This is a genomic window from Polynucleobacter sp. Adler-ghost, assembly GCF_018688495.1.
Taxonomy (GTDB): domain Bacteria; phylum Pseudomonadota; class Gammaproteobacteria; order Burkholderiales; family Burkholderiaceae; genus Polynucleobacter.
This window is the reverse complement of sequence record NZ_CP061320.1, coordinates 1357814-1374561: the sequence shown is the minus strand read 5'-3', so window position 1 is coordinate 1374561 and position 16748 is coordinate 1357814. Positions and strand designations below refer to the sequence as shown.

Annotated in this window: 17 protein-coding genes; 12 read left to right on the top strand and 5 right to left on the bottom strand. The window is 44.2% G+C overall.

The window, feature by feature from the left end; genetic code table 11:
• Nucleotides 1–12 precede the first annotated feature (12 nt).
• The 10 genes from bchY to ICV89_RS07145 all read left to right on the top strand — a co-directional run bounded on the left by bchY (nucleotide 13) and on the right by ICV89_RS07145 (nucleotide 9388).
• Entirely contained in the window at nucleotides 13–1536 is a 1524-nt protein-coding gene (bchY, locus tag ICV89_RS07190) for a chlorophyllide a reductase subunit Y (RefSeq protein ID WP_215307758.1), read from the top strand.
• Nucleotides 1536–2993, top strand: coding sequence for a chlorophyllide a reductase subunit Z (gene bchZ, locus ICV89_RS07185; protein ID WP_215307756.1), 1458 nt, complete (start codon nucleotides 1536–1538; stop codon nucleotides 2991–2993). The genes bchY and bchZ overlap by 1 nt, the downstream gene beginning before the upstream one ends.
• Nucleotides 2994–3116: 123 nt before the next feature.
• The gene (gene pufB, locus ICV89_RS07180) at nucleotides 3117–3263 is read left to right on the top strand and encodes a light-harvesting antenna LH1, beta subunit (RefSeq protein ID WP_046330418.1); all 147 of its coding nucleotides are present in this window, start codon (nucleotides 3117–3119) and stop codon (nucleotides 3261–3263) included.
• A 50-nt stretch (nucleotides 3264–3313) separates the two neighbouring features.
• Nucleotides 3314–3535, top strand: a complete 222-nt coding sequence (locus ICV89_RS07175; RefSeq protein ID WP_215307754.1) for a hypothetical protein — start codon at nucleotides 3314–3316, stop codon at nucleotides 3533–3535.
• Nucleotides 3536–3545: 10 nt separating this feature from the next.
• Nucleotides 3546–3722 carry a light-harvesting antenna LH1, alpha subunit gene (gene pufA / locus ICV89_RS07170; protein ID WP_071608677.1) on the top strand — a complete coding sequence of 59 codons (177 nt, stop codon included), beginning with the start codon at nucleotides 3546–3548 and terminating at the stop codon, nucleotides 3720–3722.
• Nucleotides 3723–3821: 99 nt separating this feature from the next.
• On the top strand, nucleotides 3822–4646 hold the full coding sequence (gene pufL / locus ICV89_RS07165) for a photosynthetic reaction center subunit L (protein WP_215307752.1): 825 nt from the start codon (nucleotides 3822–3824) through the stop codon (nucleotides 4644–4646).
• Nucleotides 4647–4678: 32 nt separating this feature from the next.
• Nucleotides 4679–5677, top strand: a complete 999-nt coding sequence (gene pufM / locus ICV89_RS07160) for a photosynthetic reaction center subunit M (protein ID WP_216861255.1) — start codon at nucleotides 4679–4681, stop codon at nucleotides 5675–5677.
• Nucleotides 5674–6717, top strand: a complete 1044-nt coding sequence (pufC, locus tag ICV89_RS07155; protein ID WP_215307750.1) for a photosynthetic reaction center cytochrome PufC — start codon at nucleotides 5674–5676, stop codon at nucleotides 6715–6717. Before pufM ends, pufC begins: the two co-directional genes overlap by 4 nt.
• Nucleotides 6718–6774: 57 nt before the next feature.
• A complete protein-coding gene (locus ICV89_RS07150) occupies nucleotides 6775–8334 on the top strand; it encodes a phytoene desaturase (protein WP_215307748.1) in 1560 nt (519 codons plus the stop codon).
• Nucleotides 8324–9388, top strand: coding sequence for a phytoene/squalene synthase family protein (locus tag ICV89_RS07145; protein WP_251370807.1), 1065 nt, complete (start codon nucleotides 8324–8326; stop codon nucleotides 9386–9388). Before ICV89_RS07150 ends, ICV89_RS07145 begins: the two co-directional genes overlap by 11 nt.
• Nucleotides 9389–9401: 13 nt before the next feature.
• Here the strand turns inward: ICV89_RS07145 and ICV89_RS07140 are convergent, their stop codons facing one another.
• The 5 genes from ICV89_RS07140 to ICV89_RS07120 all read right to left on the bottom strand — a co-directional run bounded on the left by ICV89_RS07140 (nucleotide 9402) and on the right by ICV89_RS07120 (nucleotide 14779).
• The gene (locus ICV89_RS07140; protein ID WP_251370806.1) at nucleotides 9402–10232 is read right to left on the bottom strand and encodes a carotenoid 1,2-hydratase; all 831 of its coding nucleotides are present in this window, start codon (nucleotides 10230–10232) and stop codon (nucleotides 9402–9404) included.
• Nucleotides 10233–10318: 86 nt separating this feature from the next.
• Nucleotides 10319–11812, bottom strand: a complete 1494-nt coding sequence (gene crtD / locus ICV89_RS07135) for a 1-hydroxycarotenoid 3,4-desaturase CrtD (protein ID WP_215307746.1) — start codon at nucleotides 11810–11812, stop codon at nucleotides 10319–10321.
• Entirely contained in the window at nucleotides 11796–12488 is a 693-nt protein-coding gene (locus ICV89_RS07130; protein ID WP_215307744.1) for a spheroidene monooxygenase, read from the bottom strand. The genes crtD and ICV89_RS07130 overlap by 17 nt, the downstream gene beginning before the upstream one ends.
• Before the next feature lie 6 nt (nucleotides 12489–12494).
• The gene (gene ppsR, locus ICV89_RS07125; protein WP_215307742.1) at nucleotides 12495–13919 is read right to left on the bottom strand and encodes a transcriptional regulator PpsR; all 1425 of its coding nucleotides are present in this window, start codon (nucleotides 13917–13919) and stop codon (nucleotides 12495–12497) included.
• A gap of 29 nt (nucleotides 13920–13948) precedes the next feature.
• Complete coding sequence (locus tag ICV89_RS07120; RefSeq protein WP_215307740.1) at nucleotides 13949–14779, bottom strand: B12-binding domain-containing protein; 831 nt, start codon at nucleotides 14777–14779, stop codon at nucleotides 13949–13951.
• A 198-nt stretch (nucleotides 14780–14977) separates the two neighbouring features.
• Here ICV89_RS07120 and bchF point away from each other — a divergent pair, with 198 nt between their 5' ends.
• On the top strand, nucleotides 14978–15451 hold the full coding sequence (bchF, locus tag ICV89_RS07115; protein ID WP_215307739.1) for a 2-vinyl bacteriochlorophyllide hydratase: 474 nt from the start codon (nucleotides 14978–14980) through the stop codon (nucleotides 15449–15451).
• Nucleotides 15448–16740, top strand: a complete 1293-nt coding sequence (locus ICV89_RS07110) for a ferredoxin:protochlorophyllide reductase (ATP-dependent) subunit N (RefSeq protein ID WP_215307738.1) — start codon at nucleotides 15448–15450, stop codon at nucleotides 16738–16740. Before bchF ends, ICV89_RS07110 begins: the two co-directional genes overlap by 4 nt.
• Nucleotides 16741–16748: the final 8 nt, after the last annotated feature.

Below are 16748 nucleotides of genomic sequence, written 5' to 3'. Positions count from 1 at the left end.
ACTGAGAGCCAAATGAAATCATCTAAAGTAATTCCTATTCAAAATGCATCTGCCGATGTATCGGGGATTGCTTGCCATTCTGGCGCAGAAGGATTACTCGCTGCAGCAAAAAATGCTAGTAAGAGCGAGATCTTGGGGCAGTACGCTCAAGATTACCCAAAGGGGCCTCATGACCAACCGCAGAGTATGTGCCCTGCATTTGGATCTTTACGAGTTGGCTTAAGAATGCGTCGCACATCCACCATTCTGTCAGGTTCAGCTTGTTGCGTTTATGGCTTAACTTTTACCTCGCATTTTTATGGTGCCCGTCGCAGCGTAGGTTATGTGCCATTTAATTCTGAATCCTTAGTAACTGGCAAGTTATTCGAAGACATTCGTGAAGCAGTTTACAAAGAGGCTAACCCTGAGCTTTACGACGCCATCGTCATTATTAATTTATGCGTACCGACTGCAAGTGGTGTACCACTTCAATTGCTGCCAAAAGAAATTAATGGTGTTCGCATCATTGGTATCGATGTTCCTGGCTTTGGAGTTCCGACCCATGCCGAGGCAAAAGATGTTTTAGCCAGCGCTATGTTGCGCTATGCGCGGAATGAAATTGAAAGCGGACCAGTTCAAGCTCCTCGTAACGGTGTATCAGAGAAGCCAACCATCACTTTACTTGGAGAAATGTTCCCGGTAGACCCTATCAGTATTGGGATGATGCTGGAGCCCATGGATTTGGCTGTCGGAACTGTTGTTCCCACTAGAGAATGGCGCGAGCTGTATCAAGCGATGGATTCAAAAGTGGTTGCGGCTATTCATCCTTTTTATACAGCTAGTATTCGTGAGTTTCAGACTGCAGGCAGACAAATTGTTGGCTCTGCACCAATAGGATATGACGGTACAGCTGACTGGCTTGATGAAATTGGCAAGGCCTGTGGTGTCAGTGCTGAAAAAATTGGCAATGCAAAGTCAAAATTTCTACCAATGATTAAGGCGGCCTTAGATGCTAAGCCCATCAAAGGTCGAATTACTGTCAGTGGTTACGAGGGATCAGAGTTGCTGGTTGCTCGACTATTGGTTGAGAGTGGGGCAGATGTTCGCTATGTTGGAACAGCTTGTCCAAAAACAATTTGGAGCAGCAAAGACTTAGATTGGCTTGAATCCCGTGGCATACATGTCCGATACCGCGCTTCTCTTGAGCAAGACCTTGCTGCAATGAAAGAGTTTTCTCCGGACTTGGTTATTGGCACAACACCAGTAGTTCAAAAAGCAAAAGAATTAGCCATACCGTCCTTGTATTTCACGAATTTAATTTCTGCACGTCCGCTAATGGGTGCCGCAGGTGCGGGATCATTAGCCCAGGTTATTAATGCAGCTCTAGCTAACAAAGAGCGATTCAATAACATGACTGAATTCTTTGAAGGCGTTGGTACCGAGCACACAACTGGTGTGTGGGAAGACATGCCGGTAGATCGCCCTGAATTCAAAGCTGAAGTTCGCCGCAAGTTAGAAAAGGCAATCGCTAAGCAAAAAGCGGAGGAGATGGGCTAATGCTAGTCATTGATCACGATCGCGCTGGCGGCTATTGGGGGGCTGTGTATGTCTTTACAGCTATCAAGGGGCTGCAGGTTGTCATTGATGGACCTGTCGGTTGTGAAAATTTACCAGTGACTTCAGTCTTGCATTACACCGATGCATTGCCTCCGCATGAGTTGCCGATTGTGGTTACTGGATTAGCAGAAGAGCAGCTCGGTAGAGAAGGCACAGAAGAATCCATGAAGCGGGCCCATAAGGTGCTCGATCCCAATTTACCAGCAGTAGTAGTTACAGGCTCTATTGCTGAAATGATTGGCGGCGGTGTGACACCAGAAGGAACTGGAATTAAGCGTTTCTTACCAAGAACCATTGATGAAGATCAGTGGCAGTGCGCAAATCGTGCCATGAATTGGTTATGGACAGAGTACGGCCTCAAAAAGATTCCAAAGCGCGAAAGAGCAGAGGGCGAAAAGCCAAGGGTCAATATTATTGGACCAGCCTATGGCAGCTTTAATTTATATAGTGACCTTGCAGAAATTAGACGTTTAGTAGAAGGTATTGGTGCAGAGGTCAATATGGTATTCCCATTGAGCTCTCATCTTGCCGATGTTGCCAAGTTAGTCAATGCAGATGTCAATATTTGTATGTATCGCGAATATGGACGCTTGTTGTGTGAGACGCTAGAGCGCCCTTATTTGCAAGCGCCAATTGGGATGCAATCCACTACAGCCTTCCTTCGTAAGCTTGGCGAACTTTGTGAGATCGATGTGGAAGGCTTTATTGAAAAAGAAAAGCACACCACACTCAAGCCAGCATGGGATTTATGGCGCTCTGTAACCCAAGACTTCTTTGGTACCGCCAGCTTTGCCATCGTTGCAAACGAAACCTATACCCGCGGCGTGCGAAATTTCCTAGAAGAGGAAATGGGTCTTCCTTGTAACTTTGCTGTTTCTAGATTGCCAGGTAATAAAACGAATAACGTTGAAATTAGAGATCTGGTTCAGAAAAAAACACCATTGGTTATGTTTGGTAGCTATAACGAACGGATGTACGGCAGCGAAGTGAATGCACGTTTTTCCTATATCCCCGCTTCCTTTCCTGGTGCGATTATTCGTCGGCATACCGGAACTCCATTTATGGGCTATTCCGGAGCGGTATATCTGATTCAAGAAGTGTGTAACTCATTATTTGATGCTCTTTTTCACATCCTACCTTTAGGCACAGAGATGGACAAGGTGGATCCAACCCCGGCAAGAATACAGGGCCAGATCGCATCCATTCCTTGGGAAGAAGAAGCTCAAGCATTAATGAACAAATTAATCAGTAATCAGCCCGTGCTCACACAAATATCAGCTGCAAAAAGAATTCGTGATGAAGCTGAGTTTGAGGCTCGCAAACAAAACATTGAAAGAGTGACAGTCGACTGTGTTCAAAAGTCAACGCTATCCCACATGAGTGGAGAGACAGTATGACTTTTGATAAAAGAAATTGCCTTATTAAAAGGCTAAACGTATATGGCGTAGTAAAGCTGTATCCCCAAATCTACAGGGGTGATGTAGAAAAGACCGTAAGGTCAGTTTCAAGGAGTAGTCATCATGAGTGAAAACAGATCTATATCTGGGCTTACCGATGCAGAAGCTCAAGAATTCCATGCATTTTATGTGCAAGGTTTGCTTGGATTTACTGCTATCGCAGTCGTCGCGCACATACTTGTATGGGCATGGCGTCCATGGTTCTTTTGATGCAGCAGTAAGTACATAGTAAATAGATTCAACTAAAAGGAGTGTTTTATATGAAGACCAATACGGATTTAATGAATAAGAATCATCTTCCCGATACATTGTCGTTCAAGATTATTTTTGTAATTAGCTATGTAGTGATCTTTATGGCGGCTCTCTTTTTGGTTGTATTGCCTGCTTCCCAGAAAGCGTGGTTATTTTCTGGATCTGATGGGGGATCCTTCTTCAAATCAGTGGAATCAGGTGTTTACGGTTTTATGTCTTACTTAAATTAGGAGAAATATTATGTGGAGAATTTGGAAGTTATACGACCCACTACGTGCAATGGTTGCGCAAGGAGTTTTTCTCTTTGCTTTGGCAGCGATGATTCATCTCATTTTATTGAGCACTGTTCAATACAAATGGTTGGATGGTATGAGTCAAGAGCAGTACAAAGCAGCAATTTCTGCAGCGAAGAAGTAAGTAGATGTACCAACCGTAGACGAATTTCTAGAGATAGTAATTCGTCTACGCAATATTAATTAATTATGAGAAAAAATCTCATAGTGCAAGGAGCGCTAAATGGCCATGCTCAACTTTGAAAAGAAATACCGCGTACGCGGCGGAACGCTTATCGGTGGAGATCTATTTGATTTCTGGGTAGGCCCGTTTTACGTGGGATTTTTTGGTGTCACTACAGTCTTCTTTACGTTTCTCGGGACTGCAATGATTTTCTGGGGAGCCTCTCACGCAGGGGTATTTAATCCCTGGCAAATCAATATTGCCCCGCCAGACCTAAAGTATGGTCTTGGACCGGCTCCCATGATGGAGGGTGGACTTTGGCAGATCATTACGATCTGTGCATTGGGCGCATTCGGATCATGGGCTATGCGCGAGGTAGAGATCTCCAGAAAACTGGGTATGGGCCTTCATGTGCCGCTGGCCTTTAGCATGGCAATTTTTGCGTACTTTACCTTGGTGGTCATTCGTCCGGTACTGATGGGTGCCTGGGGATATGGATTCCCATACGGAATATTGAGTCACCTAGATTGGGTATCCAATACGGGTTATCAGTATCTGCACTTTCATTACAACCCGGCGCACATGATTGCGGTGACCTTATTTTTCACCACAACACTAGCGCTTGCGCTGCATGGCGCTTTGATTTTGTCTTCTACAAATCCTGCTCCAGGTCAGACTGTAAAAACCCCAGAGCATGAAGATACCTTCTTCAGAGACATTATTGGTTATTCAGTAGGAACCTTGGGAATTCATCGTCTTGGTCTATTCCTGGCATTAGCAGCCGTATTTTGGAGTGCAGTTTGTATCGTGATCAGCGGGCCTTTCTGGACAAAAGGATGGCCTGAGTGGTGGACGTGGTGGTTGAATTTGCCTATCTGGGGGTAGTTTTCAGCTGATTTAAATATGCGGAGAGCATCATGGAATATCAAAACTTATTTACTCAAACTCAAGTAACTGGACCTGCTAGTCATGGCGTGCCCATAAACGCATACGATATGCGTGAGCGAACTCGCTCAATTGGCTTTAGCCATTTACTGGGGCGTCTGGGCAATGCTCAGCTCGGACCGGTTTACCTGGGACGACTTGGCGTCGCATCACTTATCTTTGGCATGACTGCATTTTTCATCATCGGTATGAATATGCTGGCCCAGGTAGGATGGAATCCACTCCAGTTTGTCAAAAAACTGTTTTGGCTTTCCTTGGATGCTCCCTCGCCAAAATATGGCCTTAGCTTCCCACCTCTAAATGAGGGCGGCTGGTGGCTTATTGTGGGTCTCTTTTCTACGATTTCCATTATGTTGTGGTGGCTTAGAACTTTCCGTCGTGCACAAGCACTGGGTATGGGTAACCATGTTCCTTGGGCATTTGCTTCCGCAATCTGGTTATTTTTAGTACTCGGCCTCATTCGACCTGTCTTAATGGGCAGCTGGAGTGAAGCAGTACCATTCGGAATTTTCTCCCACCTAGATTGGGTATCTGCATTTTCGATTCGCTACGGTAATTTGTTTTACAACCCCTTCCATATGCTCTCGATTGTTTTCTTGTATGGATCCGTTTTGTTATTCGCAATGCACGGAGCAACTATTCTGGCGGTAAGCCGATTTGGTGGCGAGCGAGAAATCGAGCAAATTGTTGATCGCGGTACAGCTTCAGAGCGCGCTGCACTATTTTGGAGATGGACCATGGGTTTCAATGCAACCATGGAATCCATTCACCGTTGGGCTTGGTGGTTTGCAGTACTTACCCCGCTAACAGGTGGTATTGGAATCTTGTTAACTGGAACAGTAGTTGATAACTGGTATTTATGGGGTGTGAAGCACAACATTGCACCCGCTTATCCAGCAATATATGGAACAGTGGCAGATCCTGCCCTTACAGCGCCCGCTGCTCCAGTTGCTATAGGGGAGAAAAAATGAAAAACCTACGCCATAAATTAACAGTTGTATTGGGAATTCTCGGTATTTTGATGCTGACTGCATGCGAGCGGCCGCCAGTAGATTCAAAGCAAACTGGCTTCCGAGGAACTGGTATGGATCAGATCAATAATCCGAGAACAGATGCTCAACTGGCAAAGATTAATGAAATGCCAGCAGGAGTTCCAGCATCGGCTGATGGGCCTAAGGCTGGTACTGTTTACAAGAACGTGAAGGTACTCAATAACTTAAGTACCGCTCAGTTTGGTGCTTTCATGGTGTCGATGACATCTTGGGTTGCGCCAAAAGAGGGTTGCGCATACTGCCATAACGTTCAAAACTTTGCTGATGATTCTTTGTACACCAAGACTGTTGCTAGAAAAATGATCTTGATGAATCAAGAGATCAATGGCACCTGGAATAACCACGTGAAAACTACTGGGGTGACATGCTATACCTGTCACCGAGGTAATAATATTCCACAAAACGTTTGGTTTAATCCTGAAGAAAAGCGGGGCGGCAATATGCTCGGCAATGCTAATGGGCAAAATGATCCCTCAAGCAATGTTGGATACACTTCATTGCCAAATCAACCTTTTGGAAGCTATTTAACAAGTAAGTCTGGGGCTGCAAGAGTGATTGGTGATACCGCATTGCCGACTGGTAATAAGGCCACCCTGCAGAGCACTGAAAATGTGTACGGCTTCATGACTCACATGTCTACTTCTCTGAATGTGAACTGCACCTATTGCCACAACTCAAATAATTTCTCTAGTTGGGAGCAAAGTACTCCGCAGCGCGTACAGGCTTGGCACGGTATCCAAATGCTGAAGGATGTTAATACGAATTTCATTAGCTCCTTAACGGATGTATTCCCAGCAAATCGTTTGGGACCTACTGGTGATGTAGCCAAAGCCAATTGCGCAACTTGCCACCAAGGAGTGAATAAGCCTCTATTAGGAAAAAGCATGCTGCAAGATTATCCATATCTCGTACCTGCTAAGACTAAGCCGAGCGATAGTATTCATAGCGCTAAGAATTGATGTAGACCCCCTCTTATTCATCGGGAGTAAGAGGGGGATTTCACTAAAGGAAGTGTGATGGACCAAAAGGTCGATCTATTTAAGATTCCGGAACAAATCACAACCTTTAATGACGGCCATCATGCTGAACGTGTGCTAGTTATAGGTTCGGGATTTGGGGGTCTAGCTTCCGCCATTCGCATGGCAAAAAAAGGGTATCAAGTACAAGTATTGGAGCGACTTGAGAGTCCAGGGGGCAGGGCATTCGTTCATAAAAAGAATGGCTTTACCTTTGATGCTGGCCCCACCATCATTACTGCCCCATTTCTGTTGGAAGAGTTGTGGGAGATGTGCGGTAAAAAAATGGCCGACGATGTTGATCTTCGAGCCATGGATCCCTTCTACCAAATACGATTTGCTGATGGACGGATCTTTAATTACACCGGCGATTTAGAGCAAATGAAGCGGGAGGTCAGTAAATTTAATCCCAAGGATTTACCGGGTTATTTACGCTTTTTGGAAGATGCCAAATACCGTTATAAGTTGGGTTTTGAAGAGTTAGGCGATGTCGCCTTTGATAGTCTGGCCGATCTTGCAAAGGCATTCCCCAGTCTGATCAAAATGCGGGCATGGGAAACTCTCTACAGCTTGGTAGCCAAGCATATGAAAGATCCTCAACTCCGAGAGGTCATGAGCTTTCATCCTTTGCTCATTGGCGGTAATCCATTTTCAGTAACAGCTGTCTACGCCTTAATTAATTCCTTGGAGAGTAAGTGGGGCGTACATTCAGCGATGGGTGGCACTGGCGCCATTATTAAAGGATTGGTAGGTTTGTTAGAGGGGCTTGGTGTCTCAATTCGTTATAACAGCACAGTTAAGAAAATTAATATCGTCGATCGTAAGGTCACAGGCGTTACCCTAGAGAGCGGTGAGGTAATTTACGCCGATAAGGTGGTATCCAATGCAGATACTGCGTGGACTTATAAAAATCTCATTGAGCCGCAGCATAGAAAGATCTGGACAGATAGAAAAATAAACAATGGGAAGTATTCCATGAGTTTATTTGTTTGGTATTTTGGAACCAAGAAACAGTATCCACAAATCCCGCATCATATGATGTTGCTTGGCAAACGCTATAAAGAATTACTAGAGGATATTTTTAAACGTCATCACTTAGCAAAAGATTTCAGTCTTTACTTGCATCGACCGACTGCTACCGACACTAGTCTGGCACCAGATGGCTGCGACACATTTTATGTTTTGTCTCCCGTGCCCCATTTAGATAGTGGAACGGATTGGAAGAAAGAGGCTGAGCCCTATAGGCAGGCTATTGCCAAAATGTTGGAAGAGACGGTTTTGCCTGGCTTAGAAGAAAATCTTGTGGAATCCTTTGTGATGACTCCGGAGGATTTCAAAGACAGACTCTTATCATTTAAGGGTGCTGCATTTGGACTTGAGCCACTCCTAACCCAAAGCGCTTGGTTCAGACCGCATAATCGTAGCGAAGACATTGAGGGTCTGTATATGGTTGGTGCTAGCACCCACCCTGGTGCTGGCATACCTGGAGTGCTGTCTTCAGCAAAAGCCCTTGATTCCTTAATCGAGCCCGTCAAGGTTGCAGGTGGCCGTGCACGATAGAGCAATTACCGCTGAATTTGGATTTCAGCAAGATCTCCAGACTTGTGAAGATCTCATGAAAGAAGGCTCTAAGTCATTCTTTTCTGCCTCACGCATATTACCCAGCAAAATACGAGATTCTGCCATCGCCCTGTATGCTTTTTGCCGACTATTGGATGACATGGTGGACGACCCCTATGCTCCAGATGATGTTATCAAACAAATTGAGCATCGACTCGATTGCATTTATGCGCAGAATCCCGCTGATATCCCTGCAGACAGGGCGCTAGCCTTAGTGGTTGAACGATTTTTGATTCCCAGGGAATTGCTAGAGGCTCTTGTTGAGGGATTCAGGTGGGATCGCCATGGTAGGCAATATGACACGATAGAGGAACTCTGTGATTATTCGGCAAGAGTGGCCTCTACCGTAGGAGTCATGATGACTTTAATCATGGGGGTCAGAGATCGCGCTGTCTTAGAGAGGGCATGCGAGCTCGGATTGGCAATGCAACTAAGTAATATCGCCAGAGATGTTGGTGAGGATGCAAAAAATCACAGACTCTATCTTCCAAAGCAATGGCTTCAAGAGGAGGGTATTGATCCGGATCAGTGGCTACTCGATCCACAATTTAGTCCTGCATTATCCAGAGTAGTGAAAAGACTGATTACTTACGCGGATGACCTTTACAACCGTTCTTCCTTTGGATTCTCTGGCTTACCGCGTAACTGTAGGTCAGCAATTGCCGCTGCTAGCTTTATTTACTCGGAAATCAGTCGTCAGGTAGAGCGACAAGCTTATGATTCAGTCTCCCGACGTGCTGTAGTCTCTAAAAAGAGAAAGCTACTCTTACTCGTTAAGGCTTTTAGAACCGCTATTTTTACTGCAAAGCCAGACCGTAGCTTTAGTCAGATTGCCTCTATTCAATTTTTAGTTGATGTCGTCAGGCCAGAAGAGCCTTACGCTCATTACACTGGAAGTGTCGAGGAAAGATTAATTTGGGTTGTAGGACTACTTGAAAAAGTCGAACTCCGAAAAACAGCAAGCTATCATGCTAAGGCTCAGCAGCAAGCCTAAAAACCCGATTAGCTTAAAAAATCATTGTCGGGTTTCTAGGCATTCTCCAAGGCAACATGAGTTGCACAATATTGGACTTTAAGCGATTCACGTTGAGGGTCTCATGCATTGAAATGACTTCCTCCCCAAGTAGGTGGGATTGGATTCTGGAGCGCGCATAAAACGGGGTATCTTCGTAGGTATTTAAGAGCTCAATTGACTGAGACTTTTCTGAGCGCATATTTCTTTTGATGCCCCAGCCAGTTTTGCGTAGAGAGACTCTCTCGGGAGCTGCAAAGGGCTCAACTGTGCCATCGAGATTAAATTTGGAGGCAATGATGCGCTCGACGCCATTACTTTGACGGACATCATAAATAACGGCTGTACTACCGTCCTTAAGATGTGCTCTAGACCAATCCCATTCGCTAAACGATTGGCTGACTGCCTCATCGCCTTCGTTCGAGTCAAAATAGGCACTTCCCTTCCAATGTAAATTGGGTTTGGTAAAGGAGACTTCGACCCTTGCCGATGGAGAGATCGGCCCCCAGCGATGCTTTCCAAGATCATCTAATGCAACAACCTGATTAAAGAGTTGATCTGGATATACCTTAATTGTTCCCTCTACCTTTTGCCCCAGTAAAGGCACACGCTCTTTAATATTGATTGTTAATACATCCTTGTCCCAATGTAAATGACTGGGGCCAATCGTGAAAGTATGTTCTGTTCTCTTGATTGCATTCTGAGCTCGCTCAGTCATGGTCCAGTATTTTGAATTCGGTGTGTAAAGCGCAACATTAATAGCGCAGTAGTCATTTGCGTTGGCAGGCTGTTTTTTATTAGCCCAAGCGTAATAGGGCGAGAACACGCTGCCGACAAATGCAATGATGCTAAAACCATAAAGACCATCATCACTCAGACCATCGATATACCACCAGAGATAATTGCCTGGATCTACCGCTTGGTCAAACCGAGGTGTTCCATTAGGGTTGCGGCCACCAAGCGACCGGACATAGCCGCCATGGGAACTCCCGGACCCGGATGGGTGCTTCCCCCCGTCAGCAGTAGATTGCTGATTTGAGATTGAGAACCGAGCCTCTGGAATGAGCTCATCCATCCATGGGTTGCTTGACCATAAAGAGCTCCCCCACGACCTGGAAAGAGTTTGGCGAATTCTTGAGGGCTCGTTCGAGTCATTTCCAGATTCTGAAGCTGAAGACCATATTGGCTCATGAGTGAAAAGATTTTTTGCTCGCATCGATCTATTTCCTTTGTATCGTAGGATGAACTGCCACCATTTGCTGGTGCATTGACCAGGCAAAGCAGTCGTTCATGTGAGTCGCTCTCGATCGCATGATCCGTTCTATCTTGAGCACATATATACACCGTCGGATTTTCTGGAATCTTATTCTGAGAAAAAATATCCGAAAACTCATTACGGTAAGGTTGATTAAAGAAAACGTTGTGTCTGACCAGTGGAAAGCCAGATGCTTTTACTTGCATTGACCAAGTGACTGCAGACAGGGAGTCTGTCTGTTGAAGATTTTTAGGAATTGCTTCACTAGCTGGTTCACCCAGTAAGCCATGCTTTAAGGCGTTAATGTCGCCATTGAAAATCAGGTAATCACAGTTAAGATATTCGCCGGAAGAGAGTAATACACCTTTTACTTTATCCCCGGCAATATCCAATGATTGGACTTCAGCGTTGTATCTAAAGTTGCATTGTTTCTTTTGGGCTAAGCGTGCAATGACCTCGGGGATTTTGATCATTCCGCCCTTAATAGACCAAACACCTTCCATTTCTACTTGGGCGATTAACATCAGGGTTGCTGGGGCCAAATAGGGTGATGAGCCACAGTAGGTTGCATAGCGACCAAATAATTGGTGTAGACGGGGATCGGGAAAGTAGCGCTCCAATGCTGACCATAAGTTACTAAAAGGGCCGATATCCCAAAGCACTTTACTTTTTGCTAGCCCTAAAGAGGACATCATTCCCATCATGCTGGGGCGAGGGGACTCAATAAAAGGCGTTTTAAGTGCTTGGTATACCTTTTTTGCTGTTTTACAAAACTGTAAAAATTGCCTTGCTTGTTCTGCTCCACTAAATTGACCGATAGCATCAGCACTTTTTTTGCTATCAGCGTAGAGATCTAAGTAAGCATCACCCCAACTATGTCTTGCGAGAATGTCTAGCGACTCAAGTTCAAATTCTGCATCAAAATCTTCTCCGCAATCTGCAAAGAGTTCTTCAAAGACCCATTTCATCGTAAAGACGGTAGGACCAGAATCAATAAAAGAATTACCTGCTTGCACTTGGCGAATCTTTCCGCCTGGCCCTGAATTCTTCTCGATTACCGTAACATCGAGACCTTGATGAGATAGCGCCAAGGCGGCACTAAGACCGCCGACACCTGCCCCAACAATCAGAACCTTAGGCGATGTCAACATGCTTACCTTGCCATACACCTTGAGCTGAATTGACTACAAAGCGCGTAAACATCGATTCGGAAAAATAGTCTTTACCGTATGCAGCTTTAATAGCGGCGAGATGAGCCCCCTCCTGCGCATAGCGATCTAGAGATTGCTCATCATTCCAGATAGTAAACGTGGCTTGGCGAAGATAGGGCGCTTCGCCAAGTCCCGCGGTCAGTACTTTTCCAGATGCTTTATTAATAGAATCTTCAGCAGGCTTTGCTTTGTTCCAAAACTGCATCGCTTTAGTAGGTCTAATTGAGGCCCGAGTGAGGGATGCAATAGGTCCGCTAATGGGTTTTTGTACCAAGTCTTGAATTGAAAATGTAGACCACGAACCACGACTTGAGTATGCCTGAAGTGTGGCGGTAAACATTTCACTGGAATGATCTTGATATGCACGCACGATAGAAGCTTTCTTTAAGAAAGCACCCGCATTTTCTGGTTCATCAAATACACAAAAGAAGCCTTGTTTCGTGAGGCTTGGTTTTGTACTAAATCCCCCGTTAAATCCAGAGCCCAATACTTTGCAGAACTGAAGTCCGGGCACTCCAGTGAAGGGATATTTACCCAGAATATAGCGTGATAGTCCCCATCCACCAGAACCAGCAGCAATATTAATTAAAGCTAATACTGCTGTCTGATTAGTCATGAGAAATTAGGCATCAAGATCTTCGGCAGCATTACCATCAACGATGCCAAAACGTCTCATTTTGATATAAAGACCTTGTCGAGATAAGCCAAGTAATTCAGCTGCTGATGCTCTGTTGGACATAGTCAGATCTAAAGCAGCCAAAATACATAATTTTTCGATAATGTCAGTAGTCTCAGTAACGATTTGCTTTAAAGGAACTTTCCCAACTAATTGGGTCAGTTCTTTTGCATTCTTTCCCAAGTTCTCAGATTTAGCGCTGGGTTGTTGCACAGATTTCGAGATTAGATGAATGCTGATGCCAACCGCTGAAAGTTTTCCACTAATAAAGCTGACTGCTGAAATTTGGGCTTCTCGTGGTGAGCTACCATCATCAGCGGTAATGGTTGTTGAGTAGTCTTTGATGGAACCATATTCACGTACGGTGCCAAGAATTATTTTTAAATCAATACCTGCTCTTCCAAGCCATACTTCCAAAGACTTGCCGAGAATATTTTCTTTCTGGGCAGATTGAGACATAGAAACAAAGGTGCTATTGGCGGTCAAAATGACGCCGCTAGTACTGCAGACAATAAAGCCATCTTGAAAGTCTTCAATGGCCTGTGTAAGTAAAGTGGTTTGCTCATTCAGATTATTAGTCTGGACGCTCTTCGATCTTGGCTTAATAGATACAAGGCAAATATTTTGATTGCCTTCACGCAATAAGACGCTAGAGATTTCTACATTCTCCTTGAGATTCTCAAGCGTTGATTGAATTGAAGACTGCATAATTCCGGATTTTGAATCTGCCAAGTAGGTCTGGATCGCTTCATAATCTTTTACAGGAAATAAATTAGTAAATAATTTCCCTTGAATCTTTTTTAAATCGCCTACTAAAAAGCCTGCGGATTTATTGACCTCAAGAATCTTCAAAGTTTGGCTGTCTACTATTAAATAGGCTTGATCAATATTATTAAATAGTTGGACGTAACGATTTTGTATTGCATGAAGATTGGCATAGTCACGCTCAATTTCTTGTTGAGACTCTACAAGCTTTTGCTGCAGCGTGGAGATACTGCTGAGATCTTTGCCAATGGCAACCAGCTTATTTTCTTTTGAAAAAAAAATCGTACTGAATTGAATTGGAAGAGAGGGCGAGCCTTCAACCCATTGATTTACTTGGCGCCACTTTTGTTCGGAATCATCCTCACCTGTCTTTAGCAAGGCATTTACTTTTGGTTGACTATCAATAGCCACAGTATCGAGCCAATTTTTCCCGATTAAAGACTGTGTATTGTTAGCAATCGGCTTTGATCCGTTTAATACATTCTCTATTAAGCCTGAATTATTCATCACAAGAACAAGATCGACTGAAAGCGACAGCATGGCGGCTGCTTGATGCACATCTAAGGCATCGATTGCTTGAGGATCTAGATTAAAAATTTTGGCCACTATATTTTATTTACCGATTTTTCTAATAATTATTTTTGTATTTGACTGAGCACAAGATTTAATCTTTCGACACATTCCTCAGGGGTAAATGCTTTTATATCTGCCTGAATGTGATCAAATTTTGCAGGCGCTTTATTATAGAGCGGGCCACCAATAAGAACGATGATTTTCGGGTTCTTCGATTTTTCCCTCAGGACATTAATGGTATTTGGTAGCCGCTCTAATTGCTCGTCACACGATATTGAGATGGCAATAGCATCATGCTTATTTGACTCAAGCTCTCGGCTGATGGACTTTAAGCTGGTATTTTCTGGACGATAAACACGCCAGCCGGAATGAATAAAGTAATTGGAAAGAATGAGCGTACCTAAAGAGTGCTGCGATTCTGGAAAAACCGAGATGAGAATTGAATGATCCCCCCTTTTTTCTAGCTGAGTCACCTGAAAAAGGTAGTCGAGCTTATGAATAACCCGCTCAAGTCTATTGACGCCAATCGATACCTCAGCAAAACTCAGAGTGTCATCTTCCCATTGTTTGCCTAATCTTCTTGCAATAGTGGGTATCAGATCTAAGACGATGTAATTGATTGATACCCCATGAGTTTTGAGTACTGTGATTGCGAGTTCAAAGGCACCATCTTCAGTAGATAGTAGTAATTGGGTGATCCGATTAATCTCCTCATCATCCAGCATGCCCCCCTTTTTACCCAGGGTAGGTGCTGGAGACTCAATCCAACCATCTTCATTAGAGGCTTTGGGCTGATTGGCTCCCTCAACTTTGCGTTCAATTTCCTCAACTAAGCGGGGTAGTTGCGTACTGAACACTTCCATGATGAGTTCTTTTTTAAAAGATGGATTCACCAAATGGCCCTTGATCTAAATTGTTGTGTTATTTACAAACATATGTAAAATAATTATTACACTAGAGATCTAATAATGGCAATTATTTTCTATTAACTAGGGTAAATACTAGTATAAATTAGGGAAAGTACTAGTATTAGTAAGTTCTAATTGGCGTAAAGTTTTGTTTACACATAGCCAAATATATGACGTCCAAAAATGAAGATTAATAAGCCTCTATACAGTCAGGAACAACGCGCAAAACGCGATGCTACTGTGTGGACCCTAGTTCAGGGAATTTTGGCGCCAGTTCAATTTTTAGTCTGCCTCATTAGTCTGTATTTGGTCTTGCAATATCTCATTTCTGGAAGTAACTATGAATTAGCCACTATCTCAGTAGTGGTTAAAACCTTCTTTTTGTATCTGATCATGCTTACCGGAAGTATTTGGGAGAAGGTTGTTTTCGGAAAGTATCTATTTGCCGATAGTTTCTTCTGGGAAGACGTATTTAGTATGTTGGTCATCTCCCTACATACAATTTATCTCTACTTCCTCATGGCTGGCGGTATGAGTGATCGTAGCCTGATGTATCTCGCTCTCGCAGCGTATGCATCCTATTTTATTAATGCAGGCCAATTTATTTATAAGCTTCGGATGGCTCGCCTGCAGTTTAACGACCAGGTTGCAGCATGAACGCTATCGTTGATCTGCCAAAAGAAGCTCAGTCCCATGTTGGGAAAAATATTCCAATCTATAAAGAGCGTGGCCAAAGAGAGGTATTTTGCGGACTCACAGGGATCATTTGGCTGCACCGAAAAATTCAAGATGCCTTTTTCCTGGTTGTTGGTTCTAGGACCTGCGCGCATTTGATTCAGTCAGCGGCTGGAGTCATGATTTTTGCAGAGCCAAGGTTTGCGACGGCGATTATTGATGATCGTGATCTTGCTGGAATTGCGGATGCGCATGATGAGCTAGATCGCGTTGTAAAGGCTTTACTGACAAGGCGTCCCGACATCAAGATGCTTTTTTTGGTAGGTTCTTGCCCGTCAGAAGTGATTAAATTAGATCTGTCTCGTGCCGCGCAAAGATTAAATAAAGAGATGATCAATCAATGCCGCATATTGAGTTACTCAGGCAGCGGGATTGAGACAACTTTTACTCAAGGCGAGGATGCATGCTTGGCATCCTTAATATCTGACACACCAAAACAAGCTCCTGCAGCCGAACAAAATTTACTCATCGTTGGTTGCTTGCCAGATATCGTTGAGGATCAATTCCAGCGCATTTTTAATGAGTTGGGAATTACCAATGTATCGTTCTTCCCGCCAAAGAGTTCAAAGCAAGTTGTTGAGATCAACAACAATACTCAATACCTACTTGCCCAACCCTTCTTAGCTGAAACCGCCAGACTCATTGAGGAGCGGGGCGCAAAGAGACTATCTGCACCATTCCCGTTTGGAGTTGAAGGCACCACTGCATGGCTTAAAGCTGCAGCCAAGGCTTGGGGTATTGATGACAGCAAATTTGATCAAGTAACCCAAGTCAGAATTGATCGGGCTAAAAAGAGTCTCGCACGTTACCTGCCAGCTTTGGAAAATAAAAGTATTTCCTTCTTCCCAGATTCACAGCTAGAAATTCCTTTAGCGCGCTTCTTGTCCAAAGAATGTGGCATGAAAGTTCTGGAGATAGGCACACCCTATATTCATAAGCAGCATTTGGAATGTGAATTTGATTTATTGCCGGAAAATATTCGCATTGTTGAAGGACAGGATGTCGAGAAGCAATTAGATCGCTGTCGGAGTGATAAGCCCGACATCGTGGTTTGTGGACTTGGCTTAGCCAATCCCCTTGAGTCTGAGGGTATTACGACTAAGTGGTCAATTGAGTTGGTGTTTAGCCCCGTGCATGGATATGAGCAGGCTGCTGATTTAGCAGAGCTGTTTGCGCGACCTTTAAATCGCAGTCTGAAACTAGCGGCTTAAGGGGCTCA

Excerpts from the sequence above, each read along its gene's own strand:
- ICV89_RS07110 (WP_215307738.1), top strand. The coding sequence starts at position 15,448 with ATGAACGCTATCGTTGATCTGCCAAAAGAAGCTCAGTCCCATGTTGGG.
- bchY (WP_215307758.1), top strand. The coding sequence starts at position 13 with ATGAAATCATCTAAAGTAATTCCTATTCAAAATGCATCTGCCGATGTA.
- pufB (WP_046330418.1), top strand. The coding sequence starts at position 3,117 with ATGAGTGAAAACAGATCTATATCTGGGCTTACCGATGCAGAAGCTCAA.
- pufL (WP_215307752.1), top strand. The coding sequence starts at position 3,822 with ATGGCCATGCTCAACTTTGAAAAGAAATACCGCGTACGCGGCGGAACG.
- ICV89_RS07150 (WP_215307748.1), top strand. The coding sequence starts at position 6,775 with ATGGACCAAAAGGTCGATCTATTTAAGATTCCGGAACAAATCACAACC.
- pufA (WP_071608677.1), top strand. The coding sequence starts at position 3,546 with ATGTGGAGAATTTGGAAGTTATACGACCCACTACGTGCAATGGTTGCG.
- pufC (WP_215307750.1), top strand. The coding sequence starts at position 5,674 with ATGAAAAACCTACGCCATAAATTAACAGTTGTATTGGGAATTCTCGGT.
- bchF (WP_215307739.1), top strand. The coding sequence starts at position 14,978 with ATGAAGATTAATAAGCCTCTATACAGTCAGGAACAACGCGCAAAACGC.
- pufM (WP_216861255.1), top strand. The coding sequence starts at position 4,679 with ATGGAATATCAAAACTTATTTACTCAAACTCAAGTAACTGGACCTGCT.
- bchZ (WP_215307756.1), top strand. The coding sequence starts at position 1,536 with ATGCTAGTCATTGATCACGATCGCGCTGGCGGCTATTGGGGGGCTGTG.
- ICV89_RS07175 (WP_215307754.1), top strand. The coding sequence starts at position 3,314 with ATGAAGACCAATACGGATTTAATGAATAAGAATCATCTTCCCGATACA.
- ICV89_RS07130 (WP_215307744.1), bottom strand. The coding sequence starts at position 12,488 with ATGACTAATCAGACAGCAGTATTAGCTTTAATTAATATTGCTGCTGGT.
- crtD (WP_215307746.1), bottom strand. The coding sequence starts at position 11,812 with ATGTTGACATCGCCTAAGGTTCTGATTGTTGGGGCAGGTGTCGGCGGT.